Annotated in this window: 20 protein-coding genes; 10 read left to right on the plus strand and 10 right to left on the minus strand. The window is 60.8% G+C overall.

Going from position 1 to position 26,029, the window contains the following annotated elements:
• Positions 1-181: 181 nt before the first annotated feature.
• The 4 genes from ACI2KA_RS07140 (at position 182) to ubiA (ending at position 6,206) form a co-directional block, all read left to right on the plus strand.
• Positions 182-2,500: a Tex family protein gene (locus tag ACI2KA_RS07140; protein WP_404500571.1), complete on the plus strand. Its 2,319-nt coding sequence runs from the start codon at positions 182-184 to the stop codon at positions 2,498-2,500.
• 168 nt (positions 2,501-2,668) lie between these two features.
• Positions 2,669-3,925 carry a class I SAM-dependent methyltransferase gene (locus ACI2KA_RS07145; protein ID WP_404500573.1) on the plus strand — a complete coding sequence of 419 codons (1,257 nt, stop codon included), beginning with the start codon at positions 2,669-2,671 and terminating at the stop codon, positions 3,923-3,925.
• Positions 3,926-4,209: 284 nt separating this feature from the next.
• Positions 4,210-5,010, plus strand: coding sequence for a MipA/OmpV family protein (locus tag ACI2KA_RS07150; RefSeq protein WP_404500575.1), 801 nt, complete (start codon positions 4,210-4,212; stop codon positions 5,008-5,010).
• A 242-nt stretch (positions 5,011-5,252) separates the two neighbouring features.
• Positions 5,253-6,206 carry a 4-hydroxybenzoate octaprenyltransferase gene (gene ubiA, locus ACI2KA_RS07155; protein ID WP_404500577.1) on the plus strand — a complete coding sequence of 318 codons (954 nt, stop codon included), beginning with the start codon at positions 5,253-5,255 and terminating at the stop codon, positions 6,204-6,206.
• A 74-nt stretch (positions 6,207-6,280) separates the two neighbouring features.
• On the opposite strand, the gene ACI2KA_RS07160 is transcribed toward ubiA, so the two are convergent.
• A complete protein-coding gene (locus ACI2KA_RS07160) occupies positions 6,281-6,847 on the minus strand; it encodes a DUF6101 family protein (RefSeq protein WP_035218780.1) in 567 nt (188 codons plus the stop codon).
• A 364-nt stretch (positions 6,848-7,211) separates the two neighbouring features.
• Here ACI2KA_RS07160 and ACI2KA_RS07165 point away from each other — a divergent pair, with 364 nt between their 5' ends.
• Positions 7,212-9,650 carry a DUF1217 domain-containing protein gene (locus ACI2KA_RS07165; protein WP_404500579.1) on the plus strand — a complete coding sequence of 813 codons (2,439 nt, stop codon included), beginning with the start codon at positions 7,212-7,214 and terminating at the stop codon, positions 9,648-9,650.
• A 143-nt stretch (positions 9,651-9,793) separates the two neighbouring features.
• On the opposite strand, the gene ACI2KA_RS07170 is transcribed toward ACI2KA_RS07165, so the two are convergent.
• Positions 9,794-10,744: a LysR substrate-binding domain-containing protein gene (locus ACI2KA_RS07170; RefSeq protein WP_404500581.1), complete on the minus strand. Its 951-nt coding sequence runs from the start codon at positions 10,742-10,744 to the stop codon at positions 9,794-9,796.
• Positions 10,745-10,947: 203 nt separating this feature from the next.
• Here ACI2KA_RS07170 and ACI2KA_RS07175 point away from each other — a divergent pair, with 203 nt between their 5' ends.
• Complete coding sequence (locus ACI2KA_RS07175) at positions 10,948-11,241, plus strand: DUF1127 domain-containing protein (protein WP_404500583.1); 294 nt, start codon at positions 10,948-10,950, stop codon at positions 11,239-11,241.
• 186 nt (positions 11,242-11,427) lie between these two features.
• Here the strand turns inward: ACI2KA_RS07175 and ACI2KA_RS07180 are convergent, their stop codons facing one another.
• From ACI2KA_RS07180 to ACI2KA_RS07210, 7 genes are all read right to left on the minus strand, one after another.
• On the minus strand, positions 11,428-12,801 hold the full coding sequence (locus tag ACI2KA_RS07180) for a glutamate--cysteine ligase (protein ID WP_404500585.1): 1,374 nt from the start codon (positions 12,799-12,801) through the stop codon (positions 11,428-11,430).
• Between the two features lie 118 nt (positions 12,802-12,919).
• A complete protein-coding gene (locus ACI2KA_RS07185; RefSeq protein ID WP_404500587.1) occupies positions 12,920-13,657 on the minus strand; it encodes a 16S rRNA (uracil(1498)-N(3))-methyltransferase in 738 nt (245 codons plus the stop codon).
• Positions 13,658-13,675: 18 nt separating this feature from the next.
• A complete protein-coding gene (locus ACI2KA_RS07190; protein ID WP_404500589.1) occupies positions 13,676-15,181 on the minus strand; it encodes an inorganic phosphate transporter in 1,506 nt (501 codons plus the stop codon).
• Between the two features lie 161 nt (positions 15,182-15,342).
• Positions 15,343-15,783: an NUDIX hydrolase gene (locus ACI2KA_RS07195; protein WP_404500591.1), complete on the minus strand. Its 441-nt coding sequence runs from the start codon at positions 15,781-15,783 to the stop codon at positions 15,343-15,345.
• Positions 15,784-16,058: 275 nt separating this feature from the next.
• On the minus strand, positions 16,059-16,829 hold the full coding sequence (locus tag ACI2KA_RS07200; RefSeq protein ID WP_404500593.1) for an HAD family hydrolase: 771 nt from the start codon (positions 16,827-16,829) through the stop codon (positions 16,059-16,061).
• Complete coding sequence (locus ACI2KA_RS07205; RefSeq protein ID WP_404500595.1) at positions 16,826-18,172, minus strand: glycosyltransferase family 4 protein; 1,347 nt, start codon at positions 18,170-18,172, stop codon at positions 16,826-16,828. The genes ACI2KA_RS07200 and ACI2KA_RS07205 overlap by 4 nt, the downstream gene beginning before the upstream one ends.
• Before the next feature lie 104 nt (positions 18,173-18,276).
• The gene (locus ACI2KA_RS07210) at positions 18,277-19,050 is read right to left on the minus strand and encodes a FadR/GntR family transcriptional regulator (protein WP_404500597.1); all 774 of its coding nucleotides are present in this window, start codon (positions 19,048-19,050) and stop codon (positions 18,277-18,279) included.
• Between the two features lie 292 nt (positions 19,051-19,342).
• On the opposite strand from ACI2KA_RS07210, the gene ACI2KA_RS07215 reads away from it, so the two are divergent.
• Positions 19,343-20,617, plus strand: a complete 1,275-nt coding sequence (locus ACI2KA_RS07215; RefSeq protein ID WP_404500599.1) for a DUF3422 family protein — start codon at positions 19,343-19,345, stop codon at positions 20,615-20,617.
• Between the two features lie 164 nt (positions 20,618-20,781).
• Here ACI2KA_RS07215 and ACI2KA_RS07220 read toward each other — a convergent pair whose 3' ends face one another.
• Positions 20,782-21,681, minus strand: a complete 900-nt coding sequence (locus ACI2KA_RS07220) for a LysR family transcriptional regulator (protein ID WP_404500601.1) — start codon at positions 21,679-21,681, stop codon at positions 20,782-20,784.
• A 93-nt stretch (positions 21,682-21,774) separates the two neighbouring features.
• Between ACI2KA_RS07220 and ACI2KA_RS07225 the strand changes: the two genes are divergently transcribed.
• From ACI2KA_RS07225 to glcF, 3 genes are all read left to right on the plus strand, one after another.
• Positions 21,775-23,226, plus strand: a complete 1,452-nt coding sequence (locus ACI2KA_RS07225) for an FAD-linked oxidase C-terminal domain-containing protein (RefSeq protein ID WP_404500603.1) — start codon at positions 21,775-21,777, stop codon at positions 23,224-23,226.
• A gap of 259 nt (positions 23,227-23,485) precedes the next feature.
• A complete protein-coding gene (gene glcE, locus ACI2KA_RS07230) occupies positions 23,486-24,700 on the plus strand; it encodes a glycolate oxidase subunit GlcE (protein ID WP_404500605.1) in 1,215 nt (404 codons plus the stop codon).
• Positions 24,701-24,702: 2 nt separating this feature from the next.
• Positions 24,703-26,004 carry a glycolate oxidase subunit GlcF gene (glcF, locus tag ACI2KA_RS07235; protein WP_404500607.1) on the plus strand — a complete coding sequence of 434 codons (1,302 nt, stop codon included), beginning with the start codon at positions 24,703-24,705 and terminating at the stop codon, positions 26,002-26,004.
• Positions 26,005-26,029 lie beyond the last annotated feature (25 nt).

Genomic DNA, 26,029 nt, shown 5'->3' on the forward strand with positions numbered 1-26,029 from the left:
CGCCAGTAACCTTGTGGCACGGGCGTTAAGGGCAGGGGGGCGAAAGGTCAAGGAGAAAGCGCCGCACAGGCCCGTCTTTCCCTTGATCGCCGCCTTTCCTGTGGAATCGTGGATGCCTCTTGTTGTCACGCCACAATCAGACATTATGTTCGCCGCTCCAGACGTGACAGCAGAGACCCCCATGACCGCAGACAATGCCCACCTCGCCTCGCTCATAGCCTCCGAAATCAACGCCCGCCCCGATCAGGTGAAGGCCGCGGTGGCGTTGCTGGACGAGGGCGCGACCGTTCCCTTCATCGCCCGTTACCGCAAGGAAGTGACCGGAGGGCTGGATGATACGCAGCTGCGCACGCTTTCGGAACGTCTCGTCTATCTGCGCGAACTGAATGCGCGTCGCGCCTCCATCGTCGATTCCATCACCGGCCAGGGCAAGATGACCGACGAATTGATGGTCAAGATCATGCGGGCGGGCACCAAGGCCGAGCTGGAAGACCTCTACCTGCCCTATAAGCCGAAGCGCCGCACCCGCGCCGAAATCGCCCGTGAGCGTGGTCTTGGCCCGCTCGCCGACGCCATCTGGGAGAACCGCGCCGCCGATCCGGCGAAGCTGGCGGAAACCTATGTTCAGGGCGAGGTCGCCGATGTGAAGGCGGCACTCGAGGGCGCCCGCGACATCGTGGCCGAGACCATGACGGAAAACGCCGATCTTCTCGGCCGCCTGCGCGACTACATGCGCCAGAACGCCACCTTCCGCGCCAAGGTCGTGGACGGCAAGCAGGCGACGGGCGAGAAGTTCTCCGACTATTTCGACCATTTCGAGCGCTGGGCGACGGTGCCCGGCCACCGGGCGCTGGCCATGTTGCGCGGCTGGAACGAGGAGGTGCTGACATTGACCATCGATGTCGATGCGGATGATCCCTCGCCGGTCAAGCCCGCGCAGCGTACCATCGCCGCCGCTTTCGATATCCGCAATGCCGGTCCCGCCGATCAATGGCTGATGGAGGTGGCGGGCTGGACCTGGCGGGTGAAGCTTTCCATGTCGCTTTCCCTCGATCTGATGCGCGAATTGCGCGAACGGGCCGAAGAGGAGGCGATCAATGTCTTTGCCCGCAATCTGAAGGATCTGCTGCTGGCGGCCCCCGCCGGTTCCCGCGCCACCATGGGGCTCGATCCCGGCATCCGCACCGGCGTCAAGGTGGCCGTGGTGGATGGCACCGGCAAGCTGCTGGACACCACGACGGTCTACCCCTTCCCGCCGAAGAACGATGTGCGCGGCACGCAGGCGGAACTCGCCTTGCTCATCCGCAAGCACAATGTCGAGCTGATCGCCATCGGCAACGGCACCGGCAGCCGCGAGACGGAAAAGCTCGTCGCCGATCTTCTGGCGCAGCTTCCGGCCTCCGGCGCAAAACCCACCAAGGTCATCGTCTCGGAGGCGGGCGCGTCGGTCTATTCCGCTTCGGAGCGGGCGGCAGCCGAGTTCCCCAATCTCGATGTTTCGCTGCGTGGCGCCGTTTCCATCGCCCGCCGCCTTCAGGATCCGCTGGCGGAACTGGTGAAGATCGAGCCGAAATCCATCGGCGTCGGGCAGTATCAGCATGACGTCGATCAGGGCCGCCTCAGCCGCTCGCTCGATGCTGTCGTGGAAGACGCGGTGAATGCCGTCGGCGTCGATCTCAACACGGCCTCGTCGCCGCTTCTGGCGCGTGTCTCCGGTCTCGGCAGCTCGATTGCCGACGCCATCGTCGCTCATCGCGACCAGACCGGCCCTTTTGCCAGCCGCAAGGAACTGCTGAAGGTGCCGCGCCTTGGCCAGCGCACCTTCGAACAATGCGCCGGCTTCCTGCGCATCCCGAACGGCAAGGAACCGCTGGACGCCTCTTCGGTGCACCCGGAAGCCTATGGCGTGGCGAAGAAGATCGTCGCCGCCTGCGGCCGCGACCTGCGCTCGCTGATGGGAGACAGCGCCGTGCTGAAGGCGCTTGATCCGAAGCGGTTCATCGACGAGCAATTCGGTCTGCCGACCGTCAGGGACATCATCGCCGAACTGGAAAAGCCCGGCCGCGACCCGCGCCCGAGCTTCAAGACCGCGACCTTTGCCGAGGGCGTGGACGAGATCACCGATCTGAAGCCGGGCATGCTGCTCGAAGGCACCGTCACCAATGTTGCCGCCTTCGGCGCTTTTGTGGATATCGGCGTGCATCAGGACGGGCTGGTGCATGTCTCGCAGCTTGCAGACCGTTTCGTGAAGGACCCGCATGAGGTCGTCAAGGCGGGCGATGTCGTCAAGGTGCGGGTCGTGGAAGTGGATGTGAAACGCAAGCGCATCGGTCTTACCATGCGCAAGGATGGCGGCGAGGCTGCACCGCAGCCGATGCGTGAAAAGGGCAATGCGGGCGCCATGCGCCACGCAACATCCAAACCGAAAGACCGCAACGAAGGGTCGCAATCCGGCGGCGCTCTTGCCGCTGCCCTGGCCGAAGCGATGAAGCGTCGCTGACCTGCGGTTGAAATGATTTTTCATCAAAAAGCCCCGCCGCATACTCCGGCGGGGCTTTTTGCTTGATGAAATCGTTCAATTTTTTTGAAATAAGACTATCTTGAAACTTGTGCCGAAAGGAATACGGTCGGCGAAATTGATAAGTGAGACTTAGCAATTGGGGGTGCCATGGCGTCGTCTCTGCATGTTCTTCTCGAAAAGATAATCAAGATCGGTGATCTCACCGTCAACAGCCCGGGCGGCAGCCGCACATTCGGCAACGGCACGGGAAAAAAGGTGGTTCTGAACTTCACCGACGAAGCCGCCATGCAGGAGATCGCCGCCGACCCGGCGCTGAAGCTGGCTGAAATGTATATGGAAGGCCGGGCGCAGGTCGCGGAAGGCGACATCTACGATTTTCTCGCACTGGTGAAAGGCAATACGCTGAGCGAGGCGCTGTCTTTCGGAATGGTCTGGCGCGGCATGGCGCGTATCATTGCCGCCCGCATCAAGATGCATCTGCCGGTCAACCACAACAAGAGCAACGTCGCTCATCATTATGATCTGAGCGCCAAGCTGTTCGATCTCTTCCTCGATGAGGACTGGCAATATTCCTGCGCCTATTTCAACCCGCCCGGCATCAGCCTTTATGAAGCACAGGTCGCGAAAAAACGGCACATTGCCGCCAAGCTGATGGCCGGACCGGGCCAGAGTGTGTTGGAAATCGGCTCGGGCTGGGGCGGCATGGCGATGTATATCGCCGAAAGCGCCGGCGCGGATGTGACGGGTATTACTCTCAGCGAAGAACAGCTGCGCGTTTCCCGCGACCGGGCCGCAAAACGCGGGCTTGCCGGCAATGTCCGCTTCGAATTGCAGGACTACCGTTACCTGTCGGCCTCGAAAAAATACGATCGCATCGTGTCCGTCGGCATGTTCGAACATGTCGGGCCGACCCATTATCGCGACTATTTCGACAAGGTGGCGGAGGTACTGGACGACAAGGGCGTCATGGTGCTGCATTCGATCGGCCAGCCCTATCCGGCGCTGGCGACCAATCCCTTCATCGAAAAATATATTTTCCCGGGCGGTTATATCCCTTCGCTTGCCGAAGTGCTGCCAGCCATCGAGAAATCGCGGCTGCTGGTCAAGGATATCGAAATCCTGCCCATGCATTACGCGCATACGCTGCGGCATTGGCGCGAACGTTTCGTGGCGCGCAAGGCAGAAGCGATAGCGCTTTACGACGAGCGTTTCTTCCGCATGTGGGAGTTTTATCTGGCGGGGTCGGAAATGGCCTTCACGCACGAAAACTTTCATATTTTCCAGATTCAGATCGCCAAGGATCGCGATGCTGTGCCGCATGACCGCGATTATATCGCGCGCAACGAGGCGAAGCTGCTGGAATTCGAAAAGACGCGCGCGCCGCTGGAGAAGGTAACGTTCTGACGACGGCGTGGGTGACGGGTGACCGAATTGCGGAGAGTGTTGACAAACGTCTCCGCAATCTCGGCGTCATCCTCGGGCTTGTCCCGAGGATCTATCCATGTTGCGTAAAGTCCTTCGGTCGCAGATGCTCGGGACAAGCCCGGGCATGACGGAGGTGAGGTTTTGAGGCCTTGTCGCCACCATCCACAGGAGGCGAATTTCATCTCGCGCTGGTTAATGGAATGGAAAGACAATCCCTCTAATTCTACGGGCACCTGTCTGTATTGCGTTTCTGGGGTTCTTTCATGTTCAAGCCATCAGCGGCATTTGCCGCCTGTGTCCTGTCGTTTTTTGCCGTGGGCAACGCCCATGCCGAAGGCTGGTTTTCTGGCGACTGGTATCTGAAGCTCGGCGGAGCGGGTTTCACCGCGCCGAAATATCAGGGCGACAACAAGAATGAATTCGGCTTTTCGCCCATCATTTCACTCGGCCGCCAGGGGCAGGGTGCGCGTTTCACCTCGCGCAACGACAGCGCCTCGATCTCGCTTCTCGACAACGGCCCGATCAGCATGGGTCTGGCCGGCCGGCTGATTTCCCCGCGTGACGAGGGCGATTCTGCCGATCTCAAAGGCATGACCCGCATCAAGCGCGGCGGCGAGCTCGGCGGTTTCGCCGAAGCCTATCCGACCGACTGGCTGCGCATTCGTGGCGAAGTCCGCCAGGGTATCCGCAGCCACAGCGGCGTGGTGGCGGATGTCAACGCGGACGTGTTCACGGATATTGCCCCGGGCATCCAGATTTCCGCCGGCCCGCGCGCCACATGGGTCAGCAGCAAATATAACGAGCGCTATTACGGCGTAAGCGCGGCGCAGACAGCCGCCGGCGCGCCTTCGCCCTACAGCGCGGGCGGCGGCCTGCATTCCGCCGGTGTCGGCGCCGCCATTACCTGGAAGGTTACCGAAAACGCCGAAGTCGGTTCGTTTGCGGAATATCGCCGCCTGACGGGCGACGCCGCCGACAGCTCGCTGGTGCGCGAGCGCGGCTCGAAGAACCAGTTCATCATCGGCGTTCAGGCAAGCTACAAGTTCAACTTTTCGCTCCCCTGAGACCAGGAACCCAATCTCTGAAGTTGATGGCCCGCGGCAGACCGTTGCGGGCCTTTATTTTATGCTGATCCATATTCAACTGCTGCTCCATATTCGACGTCATCCTCGGGTCAGGCTCGAGGATGACGGAGGAGAGATTGGGTGCGCTTCGCCGGTTGCATGCTAAATGCCGCTTAACGCGGCGCATCAGCACAATTTGAAAACCATTCCGATTTTCCCGCCGATACTGTAGAACCATCTGCATGGTTCACCACAGCGATTTGTCAGACCGCGTTTCCGACGCGCCATCCAACAACTGGGTCTATCGGATTTTGCCGAGGTCCCTCTGGCCCTATGCGCAGCTGGCAAGGTGGGATCGCCCCATCGGTTGGCAATTGCTGATGTGGCCGTGTTTCTGGTCCGCGGCCCTTGCGGCCAATGCCGCGGTGGAAAGCGGTGGTTTTTCCTGGGGCATGCTGATCTGGCATCTGGTGCTGTTCTTCATCGGATCGGTGGCGATGCGCGGTGCGGGCTGTACCTATAATGATCTCGCCGACCACAAGATCGACATGGCGGTGGCGCGCACCCGCTCTCGTCCGCTGCCGTCGGGCCGGGTGAGCCGCGGGCAGGCCAGGCTCTTCATCGTGCTGCAGGCGCTTGCCGGGCTTGTCGTGCTTCTGCAGTTCAACGGTTTTGCGATTGTCACCGGCATTGCCTCGCTGGTCTTCGTGGCGATCTATCCTTTCGCCAAGCGCTTCACCAACTGGCCGCAATTTTTCCTTGGCCTTGCCTTCTCCTGGGGCGCGCTGATGGGCTGGGCCGGGCAGTTCGGTTCCCTCGCCTGGCCCGCTGTCCTGCTTTATGTCGGCTCCATCGCCTGGACGATCGGTTATGATACAATCTACGCCCATCAGGACAAGGAAGACGACACGGCGGTGGGCATCGGTTCGACCGCGCTGCTGTTCGGCGAGAATACACATCGCTGGCTGGTTTTTCTTTATGGCACAGCCCTTGTCATGATCACCCTGTCCTTCTGGGTGGCAGGTGTTAACCTGATTGCCTATAGCGGCCTTGCCGCCGCCGCCATCATGCTGTTCCGCCAGGTCTGGGTGCTGGATATTGACGACGTCGACCAATGCCTCGTGTTGTTCAAATCCAACAACCGTGTCGGCGTGCTGATTTTCGCAGGTCTCATCCTGCCGCTTCTGCTGGCCTGAAGCCGGAAACGAAGATGCAAAAAGCCCGGCCGCGTCATCCGCGCCGGGCTTTTGATTGGTCTGGCTGAAAATCATCAGCTGCGGGCGATGATTTCCTTGCCCTCGATCTTCATGCTCATGCCCAGCGAGCCGGTGGAACGGCGAACGAGGAAGCGCGGGCGGCGATCCGCAAAATAGGAGTGGCGGCGGCGCGGACGGGTATTCTGTGTGCGCACCTTGCCAAGATGTTCTTCGAGCGGCCGTGCGACGCCGTCGGCTTCCACCATCAGCATGGGGATGCGGTAGGCTTCCGACCAGCTGCGCCAGTCGGCGGCGATATCGCACAGATCATGGGCGACAAGCAGCGGAACGCAGAGGTCCGGATCGTCATGGTGCAGCTCCAGCGTCACCGTCACCTGTCCGTCGCCATGGTCGATGGCGCGGGCGGCGACGCCCTTGAAGGCGCGGGCGGGCAGGGCGAAGGACAAAGGCAGGCCGGAAGAGGAAAGGACCTTTCTCAGAACGGCGCCCCGTTCATCGAGCGTCACCGCGACATCTGTCGCGCCATTGCCTCTGCCATAGGTGACCTGTTGCGGAAAACGGGCCGGGTCTAACCTGAGTGTGGCGACGGCCCAGTCGGGCTTCAGAACGGTCTTGGTCATGTTTATTCTACCCTTGTTTTACCTGAGAGCCGGTTTCCGGTCTTCTCATCGGGACTTTTCGTCCTCTGATGTCAGGAGAATATCCGCCGCATGTTCGAGACTGCTTAAAAATCGCGGTTAAGAAAACTTTGCATTCCCAAATGGTTAGCAAAACCCACTGTGGCATGGTTTCGCTTCGGTAAAGCGAATTGAGACAATGCGGTTTTTATGCCGGCCGAAATTGTGCTCTTTCAAGCTCCGGGCAAGGCGTCGGCCGCATAGTCCTGCCAAGGCTTGCCGCGCGTCCAATCGGAGGCGCGCTGCGTGAATTCAAAAACGGAGCTCGATGTCCGAAAGGATCGCCGGCGCTTCAGAGGGCATTCGGATGGTATCGACTTATCTCAGCTACGACCTCATCAACCGCGATATGAAGGCAAGCATTTCGCGCGTGTCGCAGCAGGGGCTCGTGGAGCGGCAGACGAAATATTACAAGGAGAACATCGGCAATGTGAAAAGCGTCGATGAGTTCCTGAATAATTATCAGCTCTACTCCTATGCCATGGATGCCTACGGTCTTGGCGAGATGACCTATGCCAAGGCCTTCATGAAAAAAGTGCTGGAAAGCGATCTGAACGACCAGAACAGCTTCGCCAACAAGCTGACCGACGAGCGGTATCGGGAATTCGCCGCCGCCTTCAACTTCACCTCCTCGACGAAGACCGTCCAGACGGAAGCCCAGCTGGACAAGATGATCGGCCTTTACGATACCTCGATAACCGATCTGGACGACAGTCTGGCGGAGGAGACGCGTTATTACAAGGCGATCGTCGGCACCGTGACCAATGTCGACCAGCTGCTGCGCAATGATAGGACCCGCGCCTATATCTTCCAGGTCTTCGGTGTTGACGAGAAAACCTATTCCTATGCGCATATCAAGGGATTGATGACGAGCGACATCGACGATCCGGACAGCTACATCAATCAGAAATACGGCGCGGCCTATAATGAGGCGGTCGAGAAACTGGCGATGAAGGGCAATATCGAGCTGCACGCGCAGGTCACGGCCCGGATCACGGCAATCGATACGGCGCTTGCGGATACCAGCCTGACGGATGACGAGCGCACGGAGCTGGAGGCGGAAAAAGTTACCCGCCAGGATCAGCTGACCCAGCTTGAGGCCGTGTTGCCGCCGCAGGACGAATGGGAGGCGCAGCTTGCCTCCATCAAGGCGGAACAGACCACGCTGTCCAACACCGTCACGCAATATAACAAGATGGCGCAGCTTGCCGCCGCTTTCGAATTCAACAATGACGGCACGGTAGCCGCCGGCGGGGCACAGACGGCGGACAATCTGAAGGTCATAACGGATGCCTATATCAGCAGCGCACCGCGCGTGACGCCCACCGTCGCCACGCTGAACCGCGATTATTTCGAATCGAAGATCGGTTCGATCAAGACCGTGACCGAACTCACCTCGGATTCGCGGCTTCTCAGCTACGTCAAGATCGCTTTCGACCTGAACGACCTGACCATCGTGACGGCGACGATCCAGAACATCCTCACCAGCGATCTGGACGATCCGACCAATTATATCGCCACCATGGGCAAGAATGACGAGCGATACATCGCCCTGAGAAAGGCATTCAATTTCCAGGAGGACGGAACGCTTGCCGACGGCACGACGCCCCAGACGACGGAGCAGACCGCGACCACCACCAGCGGCTACATGACCCATTATAACGACAAGGACGACGCTGCCGACGAAAAGGCGCTGAAGCTGTTCAAGAGCGACATAGCCAGCGTCACCTCCGTCAAGGATTTCCTCGACAGCAGCGCGGTCTATAATTATGCCCTGAAGGCCGTCGGCCTCGATCCGGCCAAGGTCAACGCCGCCGATATCCGCAAGGTGCTGACCAGCGACCTGCAGGACAAGAAAAGCTACGTCTACACGCTGAAGGACGAGCGTTACGTCAAGCTGGCGGAGCTTTTCAACTTCGCATCGGACGGGACGGTGAGCTCCCCGGTTCTGGCGCAGTCGGAAATCGAGATGCAGACCATGTCGGCCGACTACATCAAGAAAAAATCGGCGTTCGGTACGGATGCGGAAAAGGCGGCGGCCAAGAAGGAGTCGGAATATTTCACGGCCGAGATGCAGAAGATCAAGACGCTCAAGGAATTCCTGAGCAATGATCGCCTGACGAAATTTGCGATGGAATCGCTCGGCATCGATCCGAAAAGCGTGACGAAGGAACAGCTGGAGAAAATCTTCACATCCAAGCTGGATGACAAGGAAAGCTATCTCAACAAGGAGATGGATCCGGTATTTCGCCGCCTGGTCACGGCCTTCAACTTCAATACCGACGGCAATCTTCTCCATGAGGATCGCAGCCTCGTCCAGACGCGGCGCGGCCTTTACGAAACGCTGGACAATTACCTTACCCAGACGCTGGAAACCCAGGCGGGCGAAGACAATGCCGGCGTGCGTCTGGCGCTTTATTTCCAGCGTATGGCGGCCGGAACGACGTCCTATTATTCCATCCTTGCCGACACGGCGCTTCAGAACTTCATCAACACCACGTTCGGAATTCCCGACGAACTTGCCAATGCCGAAGTCGATACGCAGGTGACGATGATGAAGAAATATTTCGACATCGAGGATTTTCAGGATCCGGAAAAGGTCAAGAAGCTGGTCGCCCGATTCACCATCATGTATGACAACGCCCAGAACACGACCGATCCGATCATGATGCTGTTCAACGGCAGCGGTTCGGTCGGCATCAGCGGCGATACGCTGCTGGCGGTGGCAACCCTGCGGGCGCGGTAGGCGCGAACCGGCAAACGCGCCCGGAAAAGCCCGATTTTACCCGCTGTCCGGTCGGTGGAAAATCCTTCCGCAGGGACGATGTCATGCGCGAGCCTGTCCCGATCATGCCGGACGGGACGTTTCAGGGCGTCGTTATCCTCCGCCTACCATCCCGGCAGCATGTGCCCGGCGCGCAGGCGCGGCATTTTGGGGTAGGTCTTCACATCGCCGTCCATCTCGTCGGCGATGCTCATCGGCGAGATATTGTCGAGGCAGGCGGTAATGTGGTCGGTAATGGCGTTTACCAGCGAGGGGGAAAGCCCCGGCCGCTTCATCAGGCCGATCTGCACCGGCGGCAGGGGCGGGAAACCGTCCGCCGCGGTCAAGACCTTCATGCCGGTGCGCAGCGCCGATTCCGGCAGTACCGAGACGGCCATGCCTGCCAGAACCGCCGCGGCGACCACGGTGGAAGACCAGCTGGTGAAAAGGACCTGATAATCCCGGCCATCGGCATCGAGCGCCGAACAGGCAAGCTGGCGCCAGTGGCAGTCACGCCGGCCGACGGCGAGCGGCACGGGGGCGTCGTCCTTCAGCGGATGGTTGGCGGAGGCGACCCAGCAGAGCGGCTCGGTGCGCACCACATCCGAGGAGCGGGCGCGCGGATTATGGGTGACGAGGGCAATATCGAGTTCGCCGCGCGCCATTTTTTCGGCGAGGCTCACCGAAGGTTCGCAGACGATATAAAGCTCGACATTCGGATGGGTCTTGGCAAAACGCCCGATGATTTCCGGCATGTAGCGGTCGGCATAATCGTCCGGCGTGCCGATGCGCAGCATGCCCTCCAGCCGGTTGTCGTCGAAGGCGGCAATCGCCTCGTTGTTGAGGCGGATGATGCGGCGGGCGTAATTCATCAGTTTTTCGCCCTCCGCCGTCAGGCGGTTGCCACGCCCGTCCTTGGCGAAAAGCTGCTTGCCGATGCGCTCTTCCAGCCGCCGCATCTGCATGGATACGGCGGATTGCGTCTTGAAAACGCGGTCGGCGGCCTTGGTGAAGCTACCGGTATCGACGATGGCGATGAAGGTATGCAGCTGGTCTATGTCGAGAGGTGCGGACATGGATAAACATCCATCAGAATGATTGATGCCTCACATTAGAAACATTCGTTGGACTGATCAATAGTCTTGCGACATTTTGACACCCAGCAAATCAATATCAACCCCGGGCCGGTGAAATGTCAGGCCCCTAACCCTAGGCAGCTTCCCGCGCATGGTGCGCCGGGGGCGGTGCCGCATCGTGCCGTTACGAAAGGATAAGTGTCATGCGCACGGCAGAACGGAGAATGGAACTGGAACTTGCTACGGCCCGGCAGAGCGACACGATGGGTCGCATCACCGTCGGTGTTGCTTCCGGCGTCAAAACGTTTGTGCAGCGCATTTACAATCGCTTCGTCGCCAATGGCCTCACGGAACTGGATGACCGCCTTCTGGCCGATATCGGGCTGGCGCGATCCGACGTGAGCGATGCGCTCAATACCGGACTGCTTGAGGATCCCACCGCCCATTTGACCCGCGCCGCCCGCAGGCGCGGGGCCGGCCGGTTCAAGACCCTCTAGTTCATGCGCGGCAATTCCGGCAGGCCTCCAGCTGCCAGAATTGCAGCCGAGCGAAAAGTTTTCCCCGCAGGGTGATTTGCCAATAGCCCTGCCTTTGCCCGGTGTCAGGCCCTTCGGCCGCTCCGGGCTTTTTTATGCGCCGCTTTGCCGGTTTCCACACGGCGGCGCCGTTCTCCAGGCAGTGCCCTAATATTGATATTCCTCGAATACCGGCAGCACCGAGCCGCCCCAGCGGCCGTTATAAAGCGCCAGCAAATCTTCGGCGAGCGTGGTCTTCTTGGCCAGCACCTCGTCAAGCGATGACAGGAACACGGTCTCATCCTGGCCTTCGCCGTTGAGACGCTTGCGGTTTTTCAGGCCGGTGCGGGAAATGTCGAGTACCTCGCGGGCGATGCCGAGAAGCGGCTTGCCGGCGATCTCGGTCGCAAGACCCCTGGCGGGTACGGCGTTGCGAAGCGCGATGACCTCGTCGAAGCTCCAGCCGGCGGTCAGTTCATCGGCCGCGGCAAGCGCCTCTTCATCATAAAGAAGTCCGACCCAGAAAGCCGGCAGGGCGCAGATGCGCCGCCACGGGCCGCCATCGGCGCCGCGCATTTCCAGGAAACGCTTCAGGCGCACATCCGGGAACAGCGTGGAAAGATGGTTCGTCCAGTCGCCCATGGTCGGCTGCCAGTCGGCGATTTCGCCCTTCAGCGCCCCGTTCATGAATTGCCGGAAGGTGACATGGGTGCAATCGTGATATTTGCCGTCGCGCACGATGAAATACATCGGCACGTCGAGCGCCCATTCCACATAATCCTTGAAACCGAAATCGGCCTCGAAGGTAAAAGGCAGCACGCCCGAGCGGCGGTTGTCCGTATCGCGCCAGATATCGCCACGCCAGGAAAGCAGGCCGTTCGGCTTGCCTTCGGTGAAGGGCGAAGAGGCAAAGAGCGCCGTCGCCAGCGATTGCAGCTTCATGGAGACACGCATCTTGCGGCGCATATCCGCTTCGGAGGAGAAATCGAGGTTCACCTGGATCGTGCAGGTGCGATACATCATGTCGAGACCCTTGGTCCCGACCTTCGGCATGTAGCGCGTCATGATCGCGTAGCGCGATTTCGGCATGCGCGGCGTTTCGTCATAGCGCCACAGCGGGCTGCCTCCGATGCCGAGGAAACGGATGCCCAGAGGTTCGGCCACTTCGCGCAGCGTCGCCAGATGCTGGTTGGACTCCTTGCAGGTCTGGTGCAGGTTTTCCAGCGGCGCGCCGGAAAGCTCGAACTGGCCGCCGGGCTCGATGGAGATGGCGCCCATGCCATGCTGTTCGCCAAGGCCGATGATGTTTTCACCGTCGATGATCGGTTCCCAGCCGAGCTTTTCCTGCATGCCCTTCAAAAGCGCGGAAATGCTGGCATCGCCATGATAGGGAACCGGGCTGTTATCCGCGCGGAAGAAGGCGAATTTTTCGTGTTCGGTGCCGATGCGGAAATCCGCCTCAGCCTTGCAACCGCCCGCCAGATAATCTGTAAGCTCCGTAACGGAGGAGAGGGGGGTCTGGTCGGTCGTGTCGCGTGCCATGGCTTACCTTGTTATGACGTCTCTGTTGCGGCGAGGCATATGATTGGCAGATAGGGCCGGATCGCCCCCGGAGGCAAATGAATTTCTTTTAAAGATGCATGAAGTGCAAGGCTACCGCTCAGTTCCAGTCGCCGATGGCCGCCTGGATGACGGCCAATGCGGCGACGGCGGCCGTGTCGGCCCTCAGGATGCGCGGCCCGAGCGGGATGGGGGTGACGAAGGCGAGGCTGCGCAGAAGTTCCCTTTCTTCCTCGGAAAACCCGCCCTCCGGGCCGACCAGCAGGGCGAGTTTGCGCTCCGTGACGGCTTGCAGGATCGGCAGGGGATTTTGTCCCGCATCGCCCTCGTCGCAATAGATGATGCGGCGGTCAGCGGGCCAGGTCTCGAGCAGCTCCTTCAGTTTCACCGGCTCGCCCACCGCGGGCAGGGACAGTATGCCGCATTGCTCGGCCGCCTCGATGGCGTTGGCGCGCAGCTTTTCGGTGTTGTGGATCTTGCCCTGGACGTGCTGCGTCATCACCGGTTGCAGCAGGCCTGCGCCCATCTCCACCGCCTTCTGCACCAGATAATCCATCCGTCCGACCTTCAGCGGCGCAAAGAGATAATGCAGATCCGGGGCATCCGGCTGCGGCCGTGTCTTTTCGAGGGGGACGAGGACGATCTTCTTGCGGCTCGGAAACGAGAGTTTCGCTTTCCATTCGCCATCCCGGCCGTTGAACAGCAGGATCTCGGCGCCATCGGCCATGCGCAGCACATTGGCGAGATAGTTGAACTGTTCGCCCGTTGCCTCCTGCGCCACGCCTTCGGCAAGGGCGGCTTCGGTGAACAGGCGTTGCATCCGGAAATTTGCGCGCATGGGACTTTCGGTTCCGCGTCAGAGAAAGAGGAAGGACATCAGCCAGTAGAGCAGCGCCGCAAGCGTCGCGCTGGACGGAACGGTGACCAGCCAGGCGGCGATGATCGTCATGAAATGGGAGCGCCGGACAAGATAGCGGCGGCGTATCTCGGAGGGATTGTCGGCATATCTGTCGGCCCGTCGGGTCTGGCCGGCGCCGGCATTGACGAGGTCCTGTCGCCGCCGCGAGGCCTGGGTGTACCATTCGCGGAAGAAACCGACGCCGAACACCGCGCCGATCGCCGTATGGGTGGTGCTGACCGGCAGACCGAAGCGCGAGGCCACGAGGACGGTCAGCGCCGTGGCCACGGAAACGCAGAAGGCGCGCATCGGATTGAGCTTGGTGATCTGTTCGCCGACGAGGCGGATGAGGCGCGGGCCATAAAGCAGAATACCGCAGGAAAGCCCGAAGGCGCCGACCAGCATCACCCATAGCGGCGCGCGGACGGATGTCTGCACCGCTTCATCGTGCAAGGCCCGCACGATGGCCACCACCGGGCCGATCGCGTTGGAAACGTCATTTGCCCCATGGGCGAAGGACATCAGTCCGGCGGCGAGCACGAGTGGCCATTGGAACAGTATTCGAAGCGACTGGTTGCGGTTCTCCAGCCCTTCCGATTGTTTGCGGATGATCGGCACGCAGAGCCGCCACGCCACAAGCCCGGTGACGAGGCCGATGATGCTGGCATGACCAAGGGACACGTGCATGAGTTGCCGCAGTCCGACCCAGATGAGATAGGCGGTGAAGACCCCCGCCATCAGGCCGATCAGAACCGGCACCCATAACCGGGCGGAACCGATCTTGTCCTCGCGGTAGATGATGAATTCCTTGATGAAAGCAAGGATGGCGATGGCGATCGCGGCACTGATGAAGGGCGCCAGCATCCAGGCGAAGGCGATGCTGCCGAGCGACACCCAGTCGACCGCCTTCGCCCCATAGGCCGCCATTCCCGCGCCGGCGACACCGCCGACCACCGTGTGGGTGGTGGAGATCGGTGCTTTCGTCCAGGTCGAGATGTTGACGAGAAGGCCGGCGGCAAGAAGCGCCGAAAGCATCGCCCAGGAAAATGCGGTTCTGTCGGGAATGGTCTGGATATTGATGATGCCGCTGGAAATGGTCTCGACCACATTGCCGCCGGTGATCAGCGCGCCGGCAATCTCGCAGATGGCAGCGACGATGAGCGCGGCGGCAATCGGCATGGCCTTGGCGCCCACCGCCGGGCCGACATTGTTCGTCACGTCGTTCGCGCCGATATTGATCGCCATATAGGCGCCGATGGCGACTGCCGCGATGATGATGACCGAGCCCGCGGTTCCGGTAACGAAGACGCCGGCGAATATCGCCGCCAGGACAACGAACATGAACCCCGCGCCAAGACCGGCAAGCTGCTGCGTGACATGCAGCGTCGCCTCCTCGACACGGCTGATCTTGTCGAGATCCTTGTCGAGCGTCGGCTTCATGTTCGATGGCGTCTTCATTGCCATTCACACCTCGTTTGCCAGCATTCCCTTTCGTCCGGCAGTGTCGCAGGTTAAAGGCAATTTACAGAAAGACTGTTACATCTCGCATGTCTTCCTCAAAGGAAAGACGGGAAGAGCCATGTTGGAGAAATAAACCGCACATTGCCACGCTTCGGGCCGATGCGCTATTTCGAATGCGCCATCCGCTTGTCGAAAGCCAGCATGAGGGCTTTCAATTCCGGCTCGTTGACCCGTCGGGTCGCTTCCTGAGGACTGACCCATTCCAGCCGCCTGGAGTCCTTTTCCGGAAAGCTGTCCTGCATTTCCGCAACCTCGAGCAGATGCACCTGCACCCTGCACGGGACGTTGATGCCGCTATTCAGTTTCTTCTCATATTCATAGAAGCCGAAGGGAGCCTTCTCGACCGTGCCTTTGACGCCGGCTTCTTCATAGGCTTCCTGTTCGGCCACCGCATGGGCCTTCTTGTTGGCCATCGGCCAGCCCTTGGGAATGACCCATCGACCCGTATCCCTGCTGGTCAGCAGAAGCACTTCCGGTTCCGGTTTTTTTTTGGACAATCGATAGCACAGCGCCGCATATTGCTGTCGCGGCGGTCTGCGCAACATCAAGCCAACGTCTGTCGCCAATCGATTCAAAATCTTCAATCCGGATAGGTCCTTCTTTGCCCGTTAATGATAATTGCTAATATAGATATCCCGTAAATTCCGCCAATCCCTCATCATCCATAACCCACTGCTGTCTTCACCTTGATGAAGCCTGTGGGCACGGATAATGCGATATTTTTGCGGGTTGTCGCCTTGGCCGGGTGGGTTCCCCGGTCAAGCAACCGCTGGCGGAAATACCGTCCCTGTCTGCTTTCACGTCCTGGAGCGCAAAGCCACTATGAATAATTGCCGGTATTGCGTCCGTCGGGATGCAGTCCCCAATGCCGGAGGCCTTCGATAACGCCGTCGGCTTCCGTCGCACGTGCCTGGAAAAAGCGATTGTCCAGACCCGCCAATGCGACAAGCTCCGGCAACGCATTGCCCACGATCACGCCGCGAATATCATTCAATTCGAACATCGCCCGATCGTTGCCAGTATCGCCCGCGACCGCTGATTCGTCGAGGCCGATGCGCAATTGTCCACATAACCATGCGAGCGCCGCGCCCTTGTCGGCGGCCTTCGGCAATATGTCGAGATCCCGGCCGCTGGAATAGACGATGCGGGCATCGATATCGGCAGCCAGAAGGGAGCTTTCGATATCGGCAAGCGCCTCTTCATCCGCATCATGCAGGAACCAGCTGGATTTGAGGCCGTGCTGATAGCGCTCTTCCTGCATCGTCACACCCGGTCGGCCGCTCATCACATCGGCGATTCTCAGCGGATCGAAACCGCTGCCGAGGGAACGCCTGTAGGCGGTTTCCAGCCCGCTGCGTCCTTTCGCATGCAGCATCGTGCCGACGCCGCCGATGATGTAATCGGGTCGCGGCAACGGCGCGTCTTCCAACAGCGCAAGCTGGTCGTCGACCAGCCTGCCGCTGTTGAAGACGAGAACCGGACGCTGCTCGTCCGGCAGGGAGTGCCAGAAATCGCGGAACCGGCGCGTGGCGTCATAGTCGCCGACGACGGTTCCGTCGAGGTCGGTGGAAAAAAGACGAAGCGGTTTCAATCGCCGTCATTCCACGGTTCGGCCCAGTCGGCTTCTTCCAGAACCGGCATCATCGTCCTGCCTTCCACAAGGGCGAGAAGCTGCTGGGCAATACCCGTCCAGGTGAACAGGCTGCGCGCCTTGTGCGCCCCCATCCGGGAAAGCCGCCCGTAAAGCCGCTCGTGCTTGAACGGCTTCATCATGGTGATGCCGAGGTCTTCCTTGTCGAAAGGATCGGCAAACAGCGCATGGCGTCCATAACTGACAGCCCGGAACAACCCGCCATGAATGGTGACGACGGTGGGCGTGCCGCTCGCCATCGCCTCGATCGCGGTCATGCCGAAGGGCTCGTAGCGGCTGGAGAGTACGAAAAGATCGGCGGCGCGATAGATGTCCGGCAGGTCCTCATCCGCGACATAACCGGAGAACGCCACCTTGTCCTCCAGCCCGAGCGCCTTTACCCGCTGCTTCAGCTGATTGAGAATGGTGGTTTCCTGCTCGTCCATGTTTTCGCCGCCGACGGCCAGGTGCAGGCGGGCGTCCGGTTCGCGCTCGGCAAGAACCGAGAAGCCGTCGATCAGCAGGTCGTAACCCTTGTTGGTGGCAAGGCGTCCGAGCGCCAGCACCACCTTGCCCTCGAAGCCGAAACGCTGCCGGATCATCTGCCGTGTTGCATCCGATACCGGGAAGAACCGATTGTCGTCATAACCGGGCGGTATCATGTGAATGTGCTTGCGCTTGAGGCCGTAATCCTCGATCAGTACATCGAGCTGCACCGGCGTCGTGGCAATCACCATATCGCAGCTGCGGTAGATGATGAGCTCGTGCTGGATCCGTTCCTTGAAATTGAACTCCAGCTCGAACGTATCGGTCTTTTCCGGATAGTCGGTTTCCATCTGGCGCTTTTTCCAGAGGCCCAGCGAATGCGGCGTATGCAGATGCGGGATTTTCAGTGCTTCGGACAGCCGCTGCCCGGCCACGCCGGCATCCCAGTAATGGCTGTTGATGAAGGAATAATTCAGGTCGTTCTTCTTGATGAAACGCAACGCGTTTTCGCACCATTCCATCAGGTGCCGGTGCAGATATTCCTTGGGAATGAAATCGCGCCCGCCGCAGGGAATGCGCACCACGCGGACGCGCTCGTCAACCTCGTCGAATTCCGGCTGGTCTTCGAAGCGGCGGGTGTAAAGATCGACAGTATAACCGAGCTGGCCGAGTTTGCGTGCAAGCTCAAGCACATAAACCACCTGTCCCCCGGTATCGGCAGCACCCAGTGGCGGGTGCGCGGCGACATAGCCATGCGTCGATATGAGAGCTATCCGCGGATAGCGTTCAGTTTCGCTCGTGGTCGTCATGGGTCCCATCTTGGTAAATTTTTCCAATTAACCCGATAAAAAGACCAAAGAGCACAAAAGGTTCCATCAAAACCTGAATAAAAGCGATGTCGTATTTCGCCGGATGGCGTTTTTCAGTTGCTGCGCTGCTGCTGCCTCAGGCGCGAAATCCGGTCCCATTCGCGCACCTGATGCGCCTTGGATGTCGTCTCCACGATGAAGTCGATATGGGCCTCCGCCGCCGCCCTTGCCGCTGCCGGATCGCCGGCGGCGATGGCGTCATGGATGGCGATATGCTGTCTCAGCACCTCGTCATGGGCGCCCGCGACGGTGAAGATGAGGTGGCGATTATAAAAGATGTCGTCGCTCAGGAGCCGGTAGCAGGAGCGCAACGTGTGCATCAGCACGATATTATGCGCCGCTTCGCCGATGGCGTTGTGAAATTCCACGTCGCCCGCAAGCTCCTCGTCGAAGCGGCCTGCCTCATGCGCCTCGCGCATCCTGTCGACGATGGCGGCAAGGTTGCGCCTGTCCGGTTCCGTTGCCCGCTGTGCGGCAAGTTCGGCGGTCATGCCTTCGATGTAGCGGCGATATTCGAGGAAATCCCGCGTCGCCCGGCTGTGGCGGGTGATCAGCGCGCTCAGGGGATCGGAAAAGACCGGTCCGACAATATCGGCGACATGGGTGCCGCCGCCATGCCGGCTGGTGAGAAGCCCCCGGTTTTCCAGTTCCTTCAGCGCTTCCCGCAGGATCGGTCGCGAGACATCGAGGCGCTGCGCCAGTTCGCGCTCGCCGGGCAGCCGGTCGCCATCGCGCAATATGCCGTCGAGGATCAGTTCCTCGAAACGTAAGATCACCTCCTGCGATGTGCGGCTATGCTCGATGCGCGCGAATAGCGTTTCGTCCATCACAGAAGTCTCCGGCGAAATCCCGCCCCATATTTGATGTCAGGCAAAGTACCAGTGAAGCGTCGCACTGGTCAAATATTCTGTCCAGTTCTCCGCCTGGCTGCGTCATGCCTGCGGCAACACGGCATCTGCCTTTTCGAATTGGCTTTTGTTAAAGCAGCGGTCGGACAGGGTGATGATGGTGGATTTTTCTACCAGGTGGATCAAAACAATGACATCGGCGTCGATAGCGGTGTTTTCATTGCAATCGATGTTTTAGGAATCCGGCGACAAAAGCGGGGACGACATCGCAATGGCCAAGGGTAGATTTGCTTTCGCAAGCGCGCCGGAAAGGTCGCTGGCTCTGGGCGAGGTGCATGCGCGCCCCACGGTGCTGCTCGCGCCGTCGCGCATCATCGTCCAGCTTGCCTTCATGATGGATGGCGGCTCCGCCGTGCATCACTCCGTCATCGCGGAAATGTCGCGCAGCCGCGGTATCGCACCGCCGGAGCGCGATGCCCGCCACCATGCCATGCCCTGGGGGCAGGGGACGCTGCGCTGGGAGCGGCACACGGAATTTTCCACCTGGTTCTGGGATGGTCCGGCGCCGGAAAAATTCGGCGGCGAGATTGCCGGCGATCCTTTCGGCGACGGTTTTTCACCGCCCGGTTCGCTGATCTCTGGCGTGCGGCTGGAAATCCGCCCGGAAAACGGTGTCGCATCGCAAGGGGAGACGATCTTCGAGCCGTCCAGCCTCTGTCATAGCGATGTGCGCGACGGGCAGGCGGCAATCCTCACCGATTTCCGCCAGGATCGCGACGGGCTGACGCAGATATTGGTGATCGACCGCGGCTTGAGCGACTATAGCCGCGGCGCGCTGGTGCAGCGGCTGCTGGACATAGAGACCTATCGCACGCTCGCCATGCTTGGCCTGCCGATGGCGCAGACGCTGTCGCCGGAAATCCGCCGCATCGAGGATGGCCTGACGGGCATCACCCAGCGTATGAAAAACGGCGCGCGCGACGAGGCCGATGCGCTGCTGGCCGAGATGACCCGGCTTGCCGCCGAACTGGAAGCCAATGCCGCGCTCAGCCTTTATCGTTTCGGCGCCAGCCGCGCCTATGACGGCATCGTGCGCGAACGCATCCGGGCGCTGGCGGAAACCCCGGTGCAGGGCCACGAAACCATGGGCAGCTTTCTGGAACGGCGCATGGCGCCGGCCATGCGCACCTGCCAGTCGGTGGAAGAGCGGCAGGCCAACCTGTCGCGCAAGCTCTACCGCGCCACCGCGCTCGTCCGAAGCTGGATCGATGTGGAACTGGAGCGGCAGAATACCGTGCTCTTGAACACCATGAACAAGCGCGCCGCCATGCAGCTTCGCCTGCAGCAGACGGTGGAAGGCCTCTCCGTCGCCGCCATCTCCTATTATGTCGTCGGCCTCATCGGTTATCTTACCAAGGCGATCAGCCACGATGTGCTGCCGCTCGACCCTGCCATTGTCACCGGCATCTCCGTTCCCTTCGCGGTGTTTGGCGTGTGGTGGGTGGTGCGGCGCATCCGCCGATCTCATGCGGAAGGTGGGCACTGAACGACATCCCACCTCCCTCATTCCTGTGCTTGTCACAGGAATCCAGTCGACGCGGCTCTCACGCGGCGGGAAGACTCTTCTCAGCCCAAGGACTTGGGCTGGCTGGATCCCTGTGACGAGCACAGGGATGAGGGAAGATTGGTGGTGATGGCGCCTTAACCGCCTCAGCCCTGCTCCCAATAGGGTGACGGCCCATAAAGCCCGGCCAGATAGTCGATGAACAGCCGCACCTTGGCGGGCAAAAACTGCCGGCTCGGATAAACCGCCGACAGCGTCACGTTGCGCGACCCCTCATAACCAGGCAGGACCTGCACCAGTTTGCCGTTACGCAATTCATGGCCGATATCCCAGGTGGAGCGCAGCGCAATGCCAAGCCCCGATATCACCGCTTCGCGGATAACCTCGCTGGAATTGGTGACGAGCATGCCTTCCGGCCGGATGCTGAGCGCGCCGCCCGGCCCCTCCAGCCGCCAGATGTCATTATTATGCGCCGGCAGGCAGCGGTGTTTCTTCAGATCCTCGATTGTATCAGGCATGCCATGTGCGGCCACATAGTCGGCCGAGGCGCAGAGCACGCGGCGCACCGGCGCCAGCCGGCGGGCCACGAGGCTGGAGGAATTGAGATCGGCAATGCGGATCGCCAGATCGTAACCGCCCTCGATGATATCGATGAACTCGTCGCTGAGCACCAGATTGACCGAGAGATCAGGGTGCCGCTCCATGAATGTCCTCAGATGCGGCGCGATATGCATGCGCCCGAAGGAGGTGGGGGCGGAAACCTTCAGCGTGCCGTTGACCGTGTTGGCCCTGCCGGACACGAAATCCTCGGCCTCCTCCAGTCCCTCCAGCACGGCCAGCACCCGCTCGTAAAAACCCTGTCCCGCTTCGGTCAGGGAAATCTGCCGCGTGGTGCGCTGGAACAGCCGCGCGCCGAGTTTTTCCTCCAGCCGCTTGATGCGCTTGGAAATCACGGCGGGCGAATAACCAAGCTCCTTGGCGGCGAGCGACATGCTGCCGGAAGCGGCAACGCTTGCGAAGACTTCCAGATCGCCCAGATTCGTCATAGTTGACCCCGATTGTTTCCATAATGGAAAAAATCCATAACATTTGATTGCGTCGTTTCAAAGTGGTAAAGAAAGAATACCAGTTGGAGGAATATGTATGGAGGAGGGGCGGTGACGCAGCCGATCAAGTTTCTGGAGCCGCGTGCGAAAGTCGTCGCAGGCCGTGATCGCATCATAGCGGACCTCAAGGATATTCTGCCGGCGGACTGTCTTGTGCACGAGCCGCGCGAACTCGTGCCTTTCGAAACCGATGCCTTCGTTTCCTATCGCCGCCTGCCTTTGGCCGTGGCGTTGCCGAAGACGACGGAAGACGTGGCGGCGGTGATGAAATATTGTCACCGTTACGGCATTCCGGTCGTGCCGCGCGGCGCCGGCACGTCGCTCTCCGGCGGCGCGATCCCGCAGGAGGATGCGGTGGTGATCGGCCTTTCGAAGATGGCATCGATCCTCGAACTCGATTTTTACAATCGCACCGCGCGGGTGCAGGCGGGCGTTACCAATCTCTCCATTTCCGATGCGGCCGGCGCGGAAGGTTTCTTTTATGCGCCGGACCCCAGCTCGCAGCTTGCCTGCACCATCGGCGGCAATATCGGCATGAATTCCGGTGGTGCGCATTGCCTGAAATATGGCGTCACCACCAACAATCTGCTCGGCGTGAAAATGGTGCTGGTGGATGGCACGGTGCTGGAACTGGGCGGCAGGCACCTCGATGCCGCCGGCTACGATCTTCTCGCCCTCGTCTGCGGTTCGGAAGGCCAGCTTGGTATCGTGACGGAGGCGACAGTACGGCTGATCGCCAGGCCGGAAGGCGCGCGGCCGGTGCTGTTCGGTTTCGAGACCTCTGAAGAAGCGGGTTCCTGTGTGGCCGATATCATCGGCGCGGGCATCATCCCGGTCGCCATCGAATTCATGGACAAGCCGGCCATCGAGATTTGCGAGGCCTTTGCCAAGGCGGGATATCCGCTGGATGTCGGCGCGCTTCTGATCGTCGAGGTCGAAGGCTCCGAGGCGGAAATGGACGCCATGCTGGCCGATATCGTTACCATCGCCAGAAAACATGGCGTGAAGACGGTAAAGGAATGCCAGTCGGCCATGGAGGCGGCGGCGATCTGGAAAGGCCGCAAATCCGCCTTCGGCGCGACGGGCCGCATCGCGGATTATATCTGCATGGATGGCACGGTGCCGCTTTCCCAACTTTCTCATGTCTTGAAAAAGACGAGCGAAATCACCGACCGGCTCGGCCTGCGCGTTGCCAATGTCTTCCATGCCGGCGATGGCAACATGCATCCGCTCATCCTGTTCAACGCCAATGACCCTGATGATGCGGCCCGTGCGGAAGAAGCGGGCAATGAGATATTGAAGCTCTGCGTGGATGCCGGCGGCTGTCTGACCGGCGAGCACGGTGTCGGCATCGAAAAGCGCGATCTGATGCGCCACCAGTATGCTGAGGCCGATCTTGCCCAGCAGATGGCGGTGCGGGCGGCTTTTGACGAGGGGTGGCTGATGAACCCTTCCAAGGTGTTTCCGCTGGAGGGGCGCAATTGAGGTACGTTAACTTAGTTGCCTTGGAGGGTGCGGTTTACCCCCCTCTGCCCTGCCGGGCATCTCCCCCACAGGTGGGGAGATCGGCAAGACGCACCTACGTCGCTCTATCTCGGCCGATAAGAAAGGCGAGACCTTGCCGCGAGTCGATCTCCCCACCTGTGGGGGAGATGCCCGGCAGGGCAGAGGGGGGTACCTCTTGCTCGGAGCGCAGTCTCTCTTGCGCCAACCGCGCCACCCCATACCCGGAGCACGCCACCCCATGCTGACCCCATACTCAGAAACACAGGCCGCCGACATCGTCCGCGACCACGCCACCCGAAAAACCCCGCTGAAAATCATCGGTGGCAACACCCGCTCCGGTTTCGGCAACGCAGTCGCGGCAAGTAATGCGCTCTCCTCCCGCGCCATGAACGGCATCGTCTCTTACGTCCCCGCCGAAATGGTCATGACCGTCAAGGCCGGCACGCCGCTCGCCACCGTCGAAGCCGCCCTTGCGGAAAACCGCCAGATGATGGCCTTCGAGCCGATGGATCATCGCCCGATCATGGGCACCGCAGGCGAACCGACCATCGGCGGTGTCTTTGCCGCCAATGTTTCCGGCCCGCGCCGTTATGTGGCAGGGGCCGCCCGCGACAGCCTGCTCGGCATCCGTTTCGTCAATGGCAGCGGAGAGATCATCAAGGCCGGCGGCCGGGTGATGAAGAATGTCACCGGGCTCGACCTGTCGAAATTCCTTGCCGGCTCCTTCGGCACGCTCGGCTTTCTCACCGAAGTCACCTTCCGGGTGTTGCCGAAACCGCCTGCGGAAAAAACCGTGGTCGTGTCCGGTCTCGATGACGAGGCGGCGAACCGCATCATGGCGGCGGCGATGGCGATGAGCGTCGAGGTCTCCGGCGCGGCGCATCTGCCGGAAAGCGTTCGTTACCGCTTCATCGATGGCGGATTGCCGGACGGCCCGGCGACTATCCTGCGGCTGGAAGGGCTTTCCGCCTCGGTGGAGGCGCGCACGGCCAAACTCCTTTCGGTCATGGATCGCGTGGGGCCGTGGGCATTGCTGGAGGGCGAGGACAGCAAGCATTTATGGCAGCAGGTGCGGGATGTCGCACCCTATGCCGGACAGGGAACGAAGCCCGTGTGGAAAGTATCGGTCGCGCCTTCGGTGGGTCATCAGCTTGTCGCAGCGCTGCGCATGGAGGCGGGCATCGACGCCTTTTACGACTGGCAGGGCGGCCTTGTCTGGATGCAGATGGAAGCCGATCCCGAGGCGGATTTGCTGCGCGGCGCGATCCGGGCGCTGGGCGGCGGTCACGCAACGCTGGTGAGAGCGGGCGATGCGGTGCGCGCCACCGTGGCGGCTTTCGAACCGCGCCCGGCTGCGGAGGCGCTGCTTTCGGCGCGGATCAGGGAAAAGCTCGATCCGACGGGCATTTTCAATCCCGGCAAGATGGCCGCAACGATGGAAAGGGCCGTCTGACCATGCAAACATCCTTCACGCCGCAGCAGCTGGCCGATCCGCATGTGGCGGAATCCGAAAAAATCCTGCGCAAATGTGTACATTGCGGTTTCTGCACCGCGACCTGTCCCACCTATGTCACGCTTGGCAACGAGCTGGACAGCCCGCGCGGGCGCATCTACCTCATCAAGGACATGCTGGAAAACAGCCGTCCGGCCGACCGCGAGGTCGTCACCCATATCGATCGCTGTCTCTCCTGCCTTGCCTGCACCACCACCTGTCCTTCCGGCGTGGACTACATGCATCTGGTCGATCATGCCCGCGCCCACATCGAACAGACGTACAAGCGCCCTTTCATGGATCGGCTGATCCGCAATCTTCTGGTCGCCGTCCTGCCCCATCCCACGCGTTTCCGGCTGGCCTTGCATCTGGCACGGCTGGCGCGGCCCTTCTCAGGCCTGCTTGCCAGGGTTCCGGCGCTGAAGCCGTTGCAATCCATGCTCGCTCTTGCCCCCGCCGCCGTGCCTTCCGCCTCCGCTTCCACCCATCCCGGACAAAGACCGGCCGAGGGCGAAAAGCGCGGCCGCGTCGCCATCCTCACCGGCTGCGCCCAGCCGGTGCTTGACCCCGGCATCAACGAGGCGACGCTGCGCCTGCTTGCACGGCTCGGCATCGAGGTCGTCGTGCCGAAGGGGGAGGGCTGTTGCGGTTCGCTGGTGCATCACATGGGCCGGGAGGAAGAGGCGCTCGCCTCGGCCCGGCGCAATGTCGATGTCTGGATGCGCGAGATGGAGAGTGGTGGTCTCGACGCCATCATCATCACTGCTTCCGGCTGCGGCACCACCATCAAGGACTATGGCCATATGCTGCGGCTCGATCCGGCTTATGCCGAAAAGGCCGCGCGGGTCTCGGCGCTGGCAAAGGACGTCACCGAATATCTCGCCACCCTCGATCTGCCGCAACGGCAAAGCCAGGGCCTGACGGTCGCCTATCATTCCGCCTGCTCCATGCAGCACGGCCAGAAGATCACGCTTGCGCCAAAACAGTTGCTGAAGGCGGCGGGTTTTACCGTGCGCGATCCGGCCGAAGGGCATCTCTGCTGTGGCTCGGCCGGAACCTACAATATTCTCCAGCCGGAAATTTCCGCCAAGCTCAAGGCGCGCAAGGTGAAGAATATCGAGGCCACGCGGGCGGATGTCATCGCCAGCGGCAATATCGGCTGCATCACGCAGATCGGAACCGGCACGGATATGCCCATCCTGCACACCGTGGAACTGCTGGACTGGGCCTATGGCGGGCCGAAGCCGGCGCGGTTTTCGGTTTAGAACGTGCTGCACTTTCGGGCCATGC

It is taken from the genome of Agrobacterium sp. NPDC089420 (assembly GCF_044900305.1).
GTDB lineage: Bacteria > Pseudomonadota > Alphaproteobacteria > Rhizobiales > Rhizobiaceae > Agrobacterium.

What these genes read in the sequence shown, in the direction of transcription:
- ACI2KA_RS07140 (WP_404500571.1), top strand. Translation starts at nt 182, where the DNA reads ATGACCGCAGACAATGCCCACCTCGCCTCGCTCATAGCCTCCGAAATC.
- ACI2KA_RS07145 (WP_404500573.1), top strand. Translation starts at nt 2,669, where the DNA reads ATGGCGTCGTCTCTGCATGTTCTTCTCGAAAAGATAATCAAGATCGGT.
- ACI2KA_RS07150 (WP_404500575.1), top strand. Translation starts at nt 4,210, where the DNA reads ATGTTCAAGCCATCAGCGGCATTTGCCGCCTGTGTCCTGTCGTTTTTT.
- ubiA (WP_404500577.1), top strand. Translation starts at nt 5,253, where the DNA reads ATGGTTCACCACAGCGATTTGTCAGACCGCGTTTCCGACGCGCCATCC.
- ACI2KA_RS07160 (WP_035218780.1), bottom strand. Translation starts at nt 6,847, where the DNA reads ATGACCAAGACCGTTCTGAAGCCCGACTGGGCCGTCGCCACACTCAGG.
- ACI2KA_RS07165 (WP_404500579.1), top strand. Translation starts at nt 7,212, where the DNA reads ATGGTATCGACTTATCTCAGCTACGACCTCATCAACCGCGATATGAAG.
- ACI2KA_RS07170 (WP_404500581.1), bottom strand. Translation starts at nt 10,744, where the DNA reads ATGTCCGCACCTCTCGACATAGACCAGCTGCATACCTTCATCGCCATC.
- ACI2KA_RS07175 (WP_404500583.1), top strand. Translation starts at nt 10,948, where the DNA reads ATGCGCACGGCAGAACGGAGAATGGAACTGGAACTTGCTACGGCCCGG.
- ACI2KA_RS07180 (WP_404500585.1), bottom strand. Translation starts at nt 12,801, where the DNA reads ATGGCACGCGACACGACCGACCAGACCCCCCTCTCCTCCGTTACGGAG.
- ACI2KA_RS07185 (WP_404500587.1), bottom strand. Translation starts at nt 13,657, where the DNA reads ATGCGCGCAAATTTCCGGATGCAACGCCTGTTCACCGAAGCCGCCCTT.
- ACI2KA_RS07190 (WP_404500589.1), bottom strand. Translation starts at nt 15,181, where the DNA reads ATGGCAATGAAGACGCCATCGAACATGAAGCCGACGCTCGACAAGGAT.
- ACI2KA_RS07195 (WP_404500591.1), bottom strand. Translation starts at nt 15,783, where the DNA reads ATGTTGCGCAGACCGCCGCGACAGCAATATGCGGCGCTGTGCTATCGA.
- ACI2KA_RS07205 (WP_404500595.1), bottom strand. Translation starts at nt 18,172, where the DNA reads ATGGGACCCATGACGACCACGAGCGAAACTGAACGCTATCCGCGGATA.
- ACI2KA_RS07210 (WP_404500597.1), bottom strand. Translation starts at nt 19,050, where the DNA reads ATGGACGAAACGCTATTCGCGCGCATCGAGCATAGCCGCACATCGCAG.
- ACI2KA_RS07215 (WP_404500599.1), top strand. Translation starts at nt 19,343, where the DNA reads ATGGCCAAGGGTAGATTTGCTTTCGCAAGCGCGCCGGAAAGGTCGCTG.
- ACI2KA_RS07220 (WP_404500601.1), bottom strand. Translation starts at nt 21,681, where the DNA reads ATGACGAATCTGGGCGATCTGGAAGTCTTCGCAAGCGTTGCCGCTTCC.
- ACI2KA_RS07225 (WP_404500603.1), top strand. Translation starts at nt 21,775, where the DNA reads ATGTATGGAGGAGGGGCGGTGACGCAGCCGATCAAGTTTCTGGAGCCG.
- glcE (WP_404500605.1), top strand. Translation starts at nt 23,486, where the DNA reads ATGCTGACCCCATACTCAGAAACACAGGCCGCCGACATCGTCCGCGAC.
- glcF (WP_404500607.1), top strand. Translation starts at nt 24,703, where the DNA reads ATGCAAACATCCTTCACGCCGCAGCAGCTGGCCGATCCGCATGTGGCG.